Consider the following 11,549-nt stretch of genomic DNA (forward strand, 5'->3'; position numbering starts at 1 on the left):
GGCTTCCTATGGGTGATTTAACGATGGATTTCTTACGACTGATGCTGATGGCAGCCATGCTGCTGACCAGCCTGCAGGGCCAGGCCGCCGATGCGGCAACCGCCCCGGCACCGACTACACATGAAGTGGAATTTCTGCGCAGTGCCGACAAGGCCTGCACCGACTGCCACAAGGAGCAGGTCGAAGGGATGCACGGCAAGCACGGCCAGGCGACCAACCCCAACAACCTGGCGCCGGTCACCTGCACCAACTGCCATGGTCAGCCCTCCCCCCAACACAGGGAAGGGGTCAAGGATGTGATGCGCTTTAGCGACAGCTTCAATGACAAGCAAAGCGTCCTGGCAGACAAGCAAAGCGCCTTGGCAGAAAAGCAGAGCACCGAGAGCTATCCCATCGCCGAGCAGAACGGGGTCTGCATGAGCTGTCACGAGCCCAAACCGCTGCGCGAGGCGCTCTGGGCCCACGACGTGCACGCCACCAGGCTCACCTGCACCAGCTGCCACCAGCTGCACCCGGCCAAGGAGCCCATGGTGGCAATTCCGGAGAAGTCCCGCATCAAGCTCTGCGTCGACTGCCACAGCAAGCAGCATCAGGCCAAGGCAGCCAACCAGACTGCCAGCCTGGGCAAGGAGGCGCCATGAGCTGCTCTCGCCGTGACTTCATGGCGGGCATGGGCGCGGGGGCCCTCATCATGATGACGGGGGCTGCTCGTGCCAACACCCGCTCCCTTGCCACCACCCTCGCCCACAGCCAGACCATCGACGGGATCCGCTTTGGCATGCTCCACGACGAGACGGCCTGCATCGGCTGTACCGCCTGCATGGATGCCTGCCGGGAGGTGAATCAGGTGCCAGAGGGGGTCTCGCGCCTCGAGATCATCCGCTCCGGCCCCATCGGTGAGTATCCGGATGCGGAGTACCACTTCTTTCGCAAGTCCTGCCAGCACTGCGACAACGCCCCCTGCGTACACGTCTGCCCGACCGGTGCCTCCCATATCCGCAAGGAGGATGGCATCGTCGACGTCAACCCGGATCTCTGCGTCGGCTGCATGTATTGCCTCGCCGCCTGCCCCTATCAGGTGCGCTTTATCAACCCTGTCACCAAGGTTGCCGACAAGTGCGACTTTTGCCGCAAGACCAACCTGGCGGCGGGCAAGGAGCCCGCCTGTGTCGAGTCTTGCCCCACCAAGGCGCTGGTGTTCGGCAATCTGGATGACCCGGACAGCCCCATCGCCAAACGGCTGGTAAAGGAGACCACCTATCGCTACAAGCAGGCACTCGGCACCTCGCCCAAGATGTACCGCGTGCCCAAAGGGGAGATAACGTCATGACGCTGCAAGAGGCATTTCACTTCCCTTCCCTCGTGTGGGGATTTGTCCGATCGCCATCTACTGCAGTAACAGAAGGAGGAATGGATCATGTTGCATGACGCATTTCATTTCCCTTCCCTCGTCTGGGACTGGCCGATCGCCATCTATCTCTTTCTGCTCGGCATCTCCGCCGGGGCCACCACCCTCTCGGTGCTGCTGCGCCGCAAGGGGGCCGGCAGCGAGAGCGGCATCATCAAGGCGACCGCCATTCTGGCGCCGGTGAGCGTGGTGCTGGGGTTACTGATCCTCATCTTCCACCTGGCCCGTCCCTGGACCTTCTGGAAGCTGATGTTCCACTACCAGTTCGACTCCGTGATGTCGATGGGGGTCATGCTGTTTCAGGTCTACATGGCGGTGCTGTTCGCCTGGCTGGCGGTGGTGTTTCGGACCGAGATCGAGACCTTGCGCCGTCACCTGCTGCAAGAGAAGTTCGCCTTTGTGGATGATCTCATCGCTTGGCTTGCCCGCATCGAGCGGCTGCTGGCGCCGCTCTTGTTGCTGCTTGCCGTGCTCTTGGGGGCCTACACCGGCTTTCTGCTGTCGGCACTCAAGACCTATCCGCTCTTGAACAACCCGGTGCTGCCGGTGCTGTTCCTCATCTCCGGCGTCAGCTCCGGCATCGCCTCCACCATCTTGCTGGCGGTCACCCTGTTCAAGGAGAACCATCACAGCCAGGGGGTGAGCTTTGTCCACCGCTTCGAGCGGCCGGTGCTGGCGGTGGAGGTGTTGCTGCTGGTCTGCTTCTTTACCGGCCTCTACTTCGGTGGCGGCCAGAAGGAGGCAGCCATGTGGGCCGCCATCGGCAGCGGCTTCTGGGCTCAGGTGTTCTGGCTCGGGGTGGTGGGCATCGGCATGCTGCTGCCCCAGTTGCTGGCCCTGCTGGCCCCCGCACCGCTGCGGGCCAAAAATGGCTATCTGGTGCTGGTCTGCAGCCTGACTCTGGTGGGGATCCTGCTGCTGCGCTACTTCGTGCTCTACGCCGGTCAAATGACAGTCGTATAACGGTATGATCACCAGCGCCAGCCACCCTCGGGTGACTGGCGCTTATTTGTTGCGATGAGTTGTTGCGATTGATTGTTGCCAGAAATGTGGATGTTATTCCCCAGCGCCGGTACGGTGCAGACGCTGCGGCATAACATAGACGAATGATTGACTGGAGGTTGTGTGCTGGCGGAGCTCGGCTATCTCTCACTGTTGCTGGCGACCGGGCTCGCCCTGCTGCAAGGCACCCTGCCCTGGCTGGGGCTGCGGCTCACCTCACGGCCGCTGCTGGGCTGCGCAACACCGCTGGCCCTCCTGGTCGCGCTCCTGCTGTTGGCCGCCCTGCTGCTGCTCGCCAGCTGTTTTGGCCAGGATGACTTTACCCTGGTCTATGTGGCCCAGCACGCCAACAGCGCCCTGCCCCTTGGCTTCAAGCTGGCGGCCGTGTGGGGCGGCCACGAGGGCTCCATGCTGTTCTTCGTCTTTGCGCTGGGGCTGTGGGGCGCCCTGGTGGCCCTTTGCTCCAGACGGGTCGATCCGCTGATCCGCACCCGGGTATTGGCCATCATGGGGCTGATCGTCGGGCTGTTCGGCCTCTATACCCTGATCTTCTCCAGCCCGTTTGACCGCCAGTTCCCGGGGCCACTGGAGGGGCGCGATCTCAACCCCATGCTGCAGGACATCGGCCTCATCATCCACCCGCCCCTGCTCTATCTCGGTTATGTCGGCTTTGCGGTCAACTTCGCCTTCGCCATGGCGGCGCTGCACTCGGGTCGGCTCGATGGCGCCGTGGCCCACTGGAGCCGCCCCTGGGCGCTCGGCTCCTGGGTGTTTCTCACCGCCGGCATCGTGCTGGGCTCCTGGTGGGCTTATTACGAGCTCGGCTGGGGCGGCTGGTGGTTCTGGGATCCGGTGGAAAATGCCTCCCTCTTACCCTGGCTACTCGGCACCGCCCTGCTGCACGCCCTGGTGGTGTGCGAGAAGCGCGGCGCTTACGGTCACGCCGTACTGCTGCTCTCCATCTTTACTTTCTCGCTGAGCCTGCTCGGCACCTTCGTGGTGCGCTCCGGGGTGCTCACTTCGGTACACGCCTTTGCGGTGGACCCCAGCCGCGGCCTCACCCTCTTGTTGCTGCTCGGCTTGCTATTGACCTGCGCCCTCACCCTGTTTGCCCTGCGGGCGGACATTCGCGCCCCCTATGCCCGCTTTGGCTTGCTGTCAAAAGAGGGGCTGCTCGGTGCCACCATCCTGCTGCTCAGCGTGGCCTGCGCCAGCGTGCTGCTCGGCACCTTCTACCCCATGGTGTTCCAGTCGCTCCATCTGGGCTCGCTCTCGGTGGGCGCCCCCTATTTCAATACCATCTTCGTGCCGCTGGCCCTCTGCCTGATGGCGCTGATGACCCAGTTGCCGCGCCTGCGCTGGCAGCATCTGGCAACCCAGCGCCGCATCAAGGTGCTGCTCCCATGCCTGTTCGGCCTGCTGGGGGGCGCCTTGCTGAGCCTCGCCTATCCCGAACCGCTGCGAGCAAGCTGGCTGGGGCTTGCGGCCAACGTGCTGAGCCTCTGGCTGATGGCCAGCCTGCTGCTCCCGCTCTTGCAACCGACGTCGCGGCGCGAGCTCACCCTCAATCGGTTCGGCAGCCTGCTGGCCCACCTCGGGGTGGCGGTATGCGCCCTCGGCATCGCACAGGTGAGTCACCACAGTCAGGAGGGGGGCGCCGTGCTCGCCGCAGGCCAGCCCTATCGGCTCGGCGCCTTCGAGTTTCGCTATGAGGGGAGCGAGCCCATTATCGGCCCCAACTACACCGCCGAGCGCATCACTCTCAGCGTGCATAAGGACGGTAAAGAGGTGGCGCGGCTGACGCCGGAGCGGCGTCACTACAGCGTGCGCACCATGAACATGAACGAGCCCGGCATCGCGTGGGGAATGCTCGGCGATCTCTACGTGGTGCTCGGCGATAAGATGGGACCCGGCGCCTATGCCATGCGGCTGCACTACAAGCCGCTGGTGCGCTGGATCTGGCTCGGCGGCCTGCTGATGATGGCGGGCGGCGCCCTGCGCCTGCTCGCCCGCCGGCCGCTGCTGGCTAGCCATCCAGCCCCAGCTGCCGCCCCCAACCCTCGGCTTGAACAGGAGTCCTTATGAACGCCCGTTTGCGCCTGTTCGTGCCGCTCGTGCTCACCCTGGGGCTCGGTGCCCTGCTCTGGCTCGGCCTTGGCAACAACCCCTACAGCCAGGATGAGGCCGTCGCAGGGCGTACCCTGCCAGCCTGGCAGAGTGACGATCTGTTTGGTGGCGCCCCCATCCACACCGCGGCGCTCAAGGGGGCGCCCTTCGTGCTCAACGTCTGGGCCAGCTGGTGCCCCAACTGCCGCGCCGAACATCCGCTGCTGGGTGAGCTGGCCAGCGCCGTGCCCCTCTACGGCCTCAACTACCGGGACAAGGGAGATGCCGCCCGCGCCTGGCTGGCAAAGGCAGGCAACCCCTATCGCGCCGTGCTGGCCGACCCCGACGGCCGACTCGCCCTGGAGCTCGGCGTCTACGGCACGCCGGAGACCTATCTCTTCGCCGGCGACGGTACCCTACTGATCCGTCATACCGGCCTGCTCACCCGGGAGATCTGGCAACGCCAGTTTGCCCCCCTGCTTGCAAAGGCCCGCAGCAACACCGCCGGCCAGCCCGAAGTGGAGAGACAAGCGCAGGAGAGCAAGCCATGAGCCGTCTCGGCCACACCCTCATCGCGCCGCTCTTGCTGGCATTAAGCCTCGGAGCCCTTGCCAGCGGGGTCGACACCTATGAGTTTCGCCACCCCGAGCGGCAGACCCGCGCTCAGGATCTGGCCCGCGCCCTACGCTGCCCCCAGTGCCAGAACCAGAACCTGGTGGAGTCCAACTCCCCCATCGCCCGGGATCTGCGGCTCGAGGTCTATCGCTGGGTGGACGAGGGGCAGTCTGATGAGCAGGTGATCGCCCGCATGACGGAGCGCTTCGGCGATTTCGTGCGCTACGATCCCCCCTTCAAGCGCAGCACGGCGCTGCTGTGGGGCGGCCCCGCCCTCTTGCTGTTGCTGGCCCTCAATCGCCTGCGCAGGAGCCTGCATCGCCGGCAACCGGCGCGGGTGCCGCTTATCGGCGACAGAGCCGAGGGGGCGCTCGCCCACGACCCCAGGGCCGAGCTGAACCGGCTGATCATGGCCGAGCAGCAGGCGGGGCTTGCCCCCCACAGCCGCCTCTACCGGGAGCTGGAGCTGGCCCGCCTCGCCAACGCCACCCCAACCGCCGAGCAAACTCTGCGCGATCGGCTGGTAAGGGATCGCACCGCTCGTCCGCAGCTCTGGCTGCGCGCCTGGATACTGCTTGGGGCCCTGCTGCTGGCGCTGATGGCCGGTATTTATGCCGGCACCGGCCGCTATCAGGCGTGGCAGGCTTATCAGTCGCGCCCCGATCCGCTGGCGGGATTGAGCCCGCGGGATCTGCAAGACAAAGAACTGGGCGCCCTGCACCAGCGTCTGCAAGCCAACCCCGCCGATCTCGAGGCCTGGGCGGCGCTCGGGCAGTTGTATCTGTATCGGGACGAGTACGACAACGCCCTGCTCGCCTACCAGCGCCTCGCCCTGCAGGAAGGGGGGGCCAGCGCCGCGACCCAGGCCGCCCAGGCCACAGTGCTCTACTACCAGGCGGGCCAGCAGCTGACCCCGGAGGCCAAGCGCCTGCTCGATAGTGCGCTCAAGCAGGACAAGGGTGAGGTGAGCGCCCTGATGCTGCTCGCCTCCGATCACTTCCTGCACGGCCGCTACTCCCGGGCCATCGCCCTCTGGCAGCAGTTGCTGGACGAGGAACGCCCCCGCATCAACCGGGCCGCGCTGATCGAGGCCATTCAGACCGCGCGGATGATGGGGGGCTGAGTCGGCCCCGACGGCTGCAAAAACGGCGCCCCCTTTTCCCTGCGCTGACGCTGTTTCCCCCGTCATCAGGGTCATTAATGGCGTTTTCGACGGGGCAATGCTTCCTGAGGTGCGAAAAGAGTCGTCAGCACGGCCATCACCGGCTTATAGTGCGCACCGTGTCGGGAGCACAACGGACCTAGGCCGGTCCGTCATGACTCCCCTGGGTGCGCCCATAGCCCCGAAGCAGGTTATTTCAAGGTGCGCCAACCCATAAAATTAAAATATCGGGCCGCCAGACGTTGTGAAGCGTCAATTACCGTCATATAACTTAGCCAAATGTCCCTGTGAGTCGTAGTAGAGTCCAATCATGAACCTTCGCCCTTTTCTTCCCCTGCTGCTCGGCGCCTTCCTCCTTCCCGCCAGCATGGAAAGCGCCCATGCCAACCCGTTTTCTGCGACCTCTTCTTCCACCAACAGCCTGCTCGAGCCTCGCACCAATCTCGCCCTGAGATCCGATGCCTACGTGGTCGCCAACCCGAAAACCGGCGAGATCCTGGCCGAACGCAACGCCAACCGGGTGATGTCCATCGCCTCCATCACCAAGCTGATGACGGCGCTGGTGGTGCTGGACGGCAACCAGCGCCTCAACGAGACCCTGACCGTCACCATGGACGACGTGGACAGACTCAAGGGCACGGGCTCGCGCCTCGCGGTGGGCTCGCGCCTGAGCCGCGCCGACATGCTGCACATTGCCCTGATGTCGTCGGAGAACCGCGCCGCCTCGGCATTGGGACGGCACTACCCGGGTGGCCGCAAGGCCTTTATCGAGGCAATGAATGCCAAGGCCCGCATGCTCGGCATGTGGAGCACCCATTTCGCCGACAGCACAGGTCTCAACCCGCGCAACGTCTCCACCGCCCACGATCTCGCCAAGCTGGCCGCCGCTGCGTCCACCTACCCGCTGATCCGCCAGTACACCGCCTCCGAGCAGCGCCTGGTGCGCAACGGCAAGCGCCAGCTGCACTATCTCAACTCCAACCGCCTGGTCCGGGAAGGCGAATGGCCCATCCTGGTCTCCAAGACCGGCTATATCCGCGAGGCGGGTCGCTGCCTGGTCATGGGCACCCGGGTCAACAACGAGCCCGTGGTCATGGTGCTGCTCCACGCCAACACCACCAATGAACGGGTGGCCGATGCCAGAAAGATCAAGAGCTGGCTGGAGACCTCGGGCCGCATGACCCTGACCGCCCAGTCCACGCCTCCCGCCAAGCTGTTCAGCAACCAGTAACGGCCACAGAAGGCCCCCGCACCTGCCGGTGCGGGGGCCTTCTCATTGCGCCTCTCCCCTCACGAGCCGCAGCGCCGCCTTTCCCGTCCCGCGGTGATCCCATCCTGGCTGCGCTTCGTTATGCAGGCAGAGATAGTCAACCCAGTGAACGAGGCGGAGCATGCACCTCAAACCCCATCTACCCGAGAAGATCTGTCCCGTCTGCCAGCGTCCTTTCGCCTGGCGGCGCAAGTGGGCGCGCTGCTGGCAGGAGGTGCGCTACTGCAGCGAACGCTGCCGCCGTCAGAAGGAGCACGCCTGATGGAGCTGCGCCTCATCCTCGGCGATCAGCTGAATGCCGGCCACAGCTGGTTTCGTACGCCGGATCCCAGGGTCTGCTACCTGATGGCGGAGCTGCGCCAGGAGACGGACTACTGCCGCCACCATCGCCAGAAGGTGCTCGCCTTCTTTGCCGCCATGCGCGCCTTCGCCGCCGCCCTCACCCAGGCGGGCCACCGGGTCTGCTACCTGACCCTGGACGAGAGCGCCCCCTGGCCCGACTTGCCCACCCTGCTGACGGCCCAGCTCGAAGCGCATCAGGCCGAGCGCTTTGCCTGGCAGAGCCCGGACGAGTGGCGCCTTGCGAGCCAGCTTACCCAGTGGGCTGCGGGCCTCGCCATCCCGGCCCGCGAGGTGGACAGCGAACATTTTCTCACCCCCCGTGATGGCTGGCAGCGCTACCCCCACGGCCGGATGGAGTTCTTCTACCGCGCCCTGCGAAAGCAGTACCAGGTGCTGCTCGATGAAGGCGGCCAACCCCTTGGCGGGCGCTGGAACTTCGATGACGAGAACCGCGCCAAATTACCGGCGAGCCAGCCCATCCCGACGCCCCTCACCTTTGCCAACGAGGTGAGGGAGATAGACGCCATGCTGACCCGCCACGGCGTCAGCACCATTGGCACAGCCGATGCCGACGCCCTGCCCTGGCCCGTCACCCGGCGCCAGAGCCGCGCACTGCTCGAACACTTTCTGGTGCACTGCCTGCCCCACTTCGGCCGCTATCAGGACGCCCTGAGCGAGCGGGGCTGGAGCCTGTTTCACAGCCGCTTGTCATTTTCGCTCAACAGCAAGATGCTCCATCCCCTCGAGGTGATCCGCGCAGCCGAAGCCCATTGGCGGGGCAACCAGGCCACCATTTCGCTCTCCCAGGCGGAGGGCTTCATTCGCCAGATCCTCGGCTGGCGCGAGTTCGTCCGCGCCCTCTACTGGGAGCAGATGCCGGACTATGGGCGCGTCAATTTTCTGGAGGCCGATCGCCCCCTGCCCGGCTTTTTCTGGAGCACAGAAACTAAAATGGCCTGCGTGCGCCACGCCATCCGCCAGTCTCTGGATCACGCCTATGCCCACCACATCCAGCGGCTCATGGTGACCGGCAACTTCGCCCTGCTGGCGGGTATCCACCCGGATGAGGTGGACGCCTGGTATCTGGGCATCTACGTGGACGCCATCGAGTGGGTGGAACTGCCCAACACCCGCGGCATGAGCCAGTTTGCCGATGGCGGCCTGATGGGCAGCAAGCCCTACGCCAGCAGCGGCACCTATCTGGCGCGCATGGGCCACTACTGCAAGGGGTGCCGCTATGAGGTGAAGGCCCGCAGCGGGCCGGACAGCTGCCCGTTCAACAGCCTCTACTGGCACTTTCTTTGGCGCCATCGGGACAAGCTGGGAGCCAATCCCCGCCTCACCCTCCCCTATGCCAACTGGGACGGCCAACCCGAGGCGCAGCGGCAGGCCATACTGGCGACGGCGGAGCACCATCTGCTCCACCTGGAGCGGCTCTGAATCGACCGGATTTCATGCCAGAAGGTGAGTGAATGACAACATTGAGAGCCAGTTAACAAAATGTGAATAGCAATAACCACCAATGACATCGACACCAGTTGAATATCCTGTGGCGGCTGATTAAGGTGGAGGCCCCAGTCAAGGAGAGACAAGATGGACATAGTGGTACTCGGTGGTGGCGTGGTCGGCGTGACCAGCGCCTGGTATCTGGCCAAGGCCGGTCACAAGGTGACCCTGCTGGAGCGACGTGACGGGGTGGCCCTTGAAACCAGCCATGCCAATGCGGGTCAGATCTCCCCGGGTTATGCCTCTCCCTGGGCGGCTCCCGGGATCCCCCTCAAGGCGGCCAAGTGGTTGCTGCAAAAACACGCCCCCTTCACGGTGCGCCCCACGTCGGATCCCTTCCAGCTGAGCTGGATGCTGAAGATGTTCGCCAACTGCACTCCGGCCGCCTATGCGGTCAACAAGGGGCGCATGGTGCGGCTGGCCGAATACAGCCGCGACTGCATGAAGGCCCTGAGGGAGGAGCTGGCCCTCGAGTACGAGGGACGCCAGCTCGGTACCCTGCAACTGTTCCGCAGCCAGGCCCAGCGCGATGCCAGCCAGCGCGACATCGCCGTGCTGGAAGAGTACGGCGTCCCCTACCAGTCCCTGGATGCCAGCGGCTGCGAGGAGGTGGAGCCCGCCCTGGCACGGGTACGCGGCAAGGTGGTGGGGGGCCTGCGCCTGCCGGGAGACGAGACAGGGGACTGCTTCCGCTTCACCCGGGCCCTGGCTGACGAGGCTCGTCGGCTCGGGGTGACTTTCGTCTTCAACTGCCCCATCGACGAGGTCGAGATCGCGAAGGGACGCGCCGTGGCGGTCCGGGCCGGCGAGCGGCGCTTCCAGGCCGACGCCATCGTCTGTGCCCTCGGCAGCTATGGCACCGGCTTCCTGCGCCCCCTCGGGATAGCGCTCCCCGTCTACCCGGTCAAGGGCTACTCCCTCACCCTGCCGATGACGGATGCCAATGGTGCCCCCCGCAGCACTGTGCTGGACGAAACCTACAAGGTGGCCATCACCCGTTTCGACGAGCGGATCCGGGTCGGCGGCATGGCCGAACTCTCGGGCTTCAACCTGGCGCTCAACCCCAAGCGCCACGACACCCTGGCCATGGTGGTAAGAGACCTCTTCCCCGAAGGGGGCGATCTCGCGCAGGCCAGCTTCTGGACCGGGCTGCGCCCCATGACCCCGGACGGCACGCCCCTGGTGGGCCCGAGCCCCATCCCCGGGCTCTGGCTCAACACCGGCCACGGCACCCTGGGCTGGACCATGGCGGCGGGATCGGGCCAGTTGCTCAGCGATCTCATCTCGGGCAGCGCCCCCGCCATCAGCGACGAGGGGCTGACCCTGGCCCGCTACGGCTAGCTCTGCCACCGGGTTCAGACGAGAGAGGGAGTGCCAGGCACTCCCTCTCTCGTATTTTCACGCCTCGTCAGGGCACGGGTACCAGCCCGGGCAGGGAGTGCCAGACCCGCGCCGGATCCGGCTCGGCGATGGCCGTCGCCACCAGTTGCTCGCTCCAGCGCCGATGGAGTTGCCACAGTGCGCTGCCCGCCTCCCCCTGCCCCTTGGTACACTGCCTGGCCACGTCTGCGGTGCGGTAGAAATAGCGCACCAGGGTGGTGAGCTCGGGCTCTGGCCAGCGGCAGCCGAAATGGCGCAGCCGCTCGGACCAGAACGCTATCTGGCGCCCCTCGTGCTCCTGCTCCACCTGGTGCAGGGCGGGGATGAGATCCATCGCCTGCCACAGCGCCCCGTAGCCGACGAAACGCGCGTCCAGCGCCTCCAGCGCCTCATCCAGCAGCAGGAGTGTCTGCGGCCAGCTGTCGGCCTGCGTGCGGATGACCTCCTGGGCCTCGCACACCGCCGAAAGCCAGGCCATGGCCAGCTGGCAGATGATCGCCTCCTTGTTGGGGTAGAGATGGTAGAGGGACTTGATCCCCACCCCGGCCCGGGCGGCGATGGCATTGGTGTTGAGGGCCGCGAACCCCTGCTCCTGCAGCAGATCCAGGGTGGCCTGCTCGATGCGCGACGCCACCTCCTGACTGCGCTGCTGCCTGGGCTGGCGCCGCATGCAGAGGCCGTCAGGCAGCGAATGTTCCCCCATACCATTTCTCCCGCCATGGTGACTGTCTTTCATAACTACATGATGAGACAAGATA

At 65.4% G+C, this 11,549-nt stretch carries 11 protein-coding genes; 10 read left to right on the top strand and 1 reads right to left on the bottom strand.

Annotated elements, in window-relative coordinates:
- Window positions 1-8 precede the first annotated feature (8 nt).
- From nrfB to I6L39_RS17530, 10 genes are all read left to right on the top strand, one after another.
- Entirely contained in the window at window positions 9-641 is a 633-nt protein-coding gene (gene nrfB / locus I6L39_RS17485) for a cytochrome c nitrite reductase pentaheme subunit (RefSeq protein WP_042076464.1), read from the top strand.
- A complete protein-coding gene (gene nrfC / locus I6L39_RS17490) occupies window positions 638-1,330 on the top strand; it encodes a cytochrome c nitrite reductase Fe-S protein (protein ID WP_216990368.1) in 693 nt (230 codons plus the stop codon). The genes nrfB and nrfC overlap by 4 nt, the downstream gene beginning before the upstream one ends.
- Before the next feature lie 87 nt (window positions 1,331-1,417).
- On the top strand, window positions 1,418-2,371 hold the full coding sequence (nrfD, locus tag I6L39_RS17495) for a cytochrome c nitrite reductase subunit NrfD (RefSeq protein ID WP_216990369.1): 954 nt from the start codon (window positions 1,418-1,420) through the stop codon (window positions 2,369-2,371).
- A gap of 162 nt (window positions 2,372-2,533) precedes the next feature.
- Window positions 2,534-4,495 carry a heme lyase NrfEFG subunit NrfE gene (gene nrfE / locus I6L39_RS17500; protein WP_216990370.1) on the top strand — a complete coding sequence of 654 codons (1,962 nt, stop codon included), beginning with the start codon at window positions 2,534-2,536 and terminating at the stop codon, window positions 4,493-4,495.
- Window positions 4,492-5,067, top strand: a complete 576-nt coding sequence (locus tag I6L39_RS17505; protein ID WP_216990371.1) for a DsbE family thiol:disulfide interchange protein — start codon at window positions 4,492-4,494, stop codon at window positions 5,065-5,067. Before nrfE ends, I6L39_RS17505 begins: the two co-directional genes overlap by 4 nt.
- Window positions 5,064-6,254 carry a heme lyase NrfEFG subunit NrfF gene (nrfF, locus tag I6L39_RS17510; protein WP_216990372.1) on the top strand — a complete coding sequence of 397 codons (1,191 nt, stop codon included), beginning with the start codon at window positions 5,064-5,066 and terminating at the stop codon, window positions 6,252-6,254. Before I6L39_RS17505 ends, nrfF begins: the two co-directional genes overlap by 4 nt.
- A 349-nt stretch (window positions 6,255-6,603) precedes the next feature.
- Entirely contained in the window at window positions 6,604-7,524 is a 921-nt protein-coding gene (locus tag I6L39_RS17515; protein WP_042076471.1) for a serine hydrolase, read from the top strand.
- 160 nt (window positions 7,525-7,684) lie between these two features.
- A complete protein-coding gene (locus tag I6L39_RS17520; RefSeq protein ID WP_216990373.1) occupies window positions 7,685-7,825 on the top strand; it encodes a DUF2256 domain-containing protein in 141 nt (46 codons plus the stop codon).
- Window positions 7,825-9,345 (top strand): cryptochrome/photolyase family protein, encoded by a 1,521-nt coding sequence (locus tag I6L39_RS17525; RefSeq protein WP_216990374.1) that lies wholly within the window; start codon window positions 7,825-7,827, stop codon window positions 9,343-9,345. The genes I6L39_RS17520 and I6L39_RS17525 overlap by 1 nt, the downstream gene beginning before the upstream one ends.
- A 153-nt stretch (window positions 9,346-9,498) precedes the next feature.
- On the top strand, window positions 9,499-10,752 hold the full coding sequence (locus I6L39_RS17530) for a D-amino acid dehydrogenase (protein WP_216990375.1): 1,254 nt from the start codon (window positions 9,499-9,501) through the stop codon (window positions 10,750-10,752).
- A gap of 67 nt (window positions 10,753-10,819) precedes the next feature.
- On the opposite strand, the gene I6L39_RS17535 is transcribed toward I6L39_RS17530, so the two are convergent.
- Window positions 10,820-11,494, bottom strand: a complete 675-nt coding sequence (locus I6L39_RS17535) for a TetR/AcrR family transcriptional regulator (RefSeq protein WP_216990376.1) — start codon at window positions 11,492-11,494, stop codon at window positions 10,820-10,822.
- Between the last annotated feature and the right edge of the window lie 55 nt (window positions 11,495-11,549).

The organism is Aeromonas sp. FDAARGOS 1409, from assembly GCF_019048705.1.
GTDB classification, from domain to species: Bacteria; Pseudomonadota; Gammaproteobacteria; order Enterobacterales; family Aeromonadaceae; genus Aeromonas; species Aeromonas sanarellii.

Coding starts and splice junctions, on each gene's coding strand:
- nrfB (WP_042076464.1), top strand. CDS start 9: ATGGGTGATTTAACGATGGATTTCTTACGACTGATGCTGATGGCAGCC.
- nrfC (WP_216990368.1), top strand. CDS start 638: ATGAGCTGCTCTCGCCGTGACTTCATGGCGGGCATGGGCGCGGGGGCC.
- nrfD (WP_216990369.1), top strand. CDS start 1,418: ATGTTGCATGACGCATTTCATTTCCCTTCCCTCGTCTGGGACTGGCCG.
- I6L39_RS17505 (WP_216990371.1), top strand. CDS start 4,492: ATGAACGCCCGTTTGCGCCTGTTCGTGCCGCTCGTGCTCACCCTGGGG.
- nrfF (WP_216990372.1), top strand. CDS start 5,064: ATGAGCCGTCTCGGCCACACCCTCATCGCGCCGCTCTTGCTGGCATTA.
- I6L39_RS17515 (WP_042076471.1), top strand. CDS start 6,604: ATGAACCTTCGCCCTTTTCTTCCCCTGCTGCTCGGCGCCTTCCTCCTT.
- I6L39_RS17520 (WP_216990373.1), top strand. CDS start 7,685: ATGCACCTCAAACCCCATCTACCCGAGAAGATCTGTCCCGTCTGCCAG.
- I6L39_RS17525 (WP_216990374.1), top strand. CDS start 7,825: ATGGAGCTGCGCCTCATCCTCGGCGATCAGCTGAATGCCGGCCACAGC.
- I6L39_RS17530 (WP_216990375.1), top strand. CDS start 9,499: ATGGACATAGTGGTACTCGGTGGTGGCGTGGTCGGCGTGACCAGCGCC.
- I6L39_RS17535 (WP_216990376.1), bottom strand. CDS start 11,494: ATGGGGGAACATTCGCTGCCTGACGGCCTCTGCATGCGGCGCCAGCCC.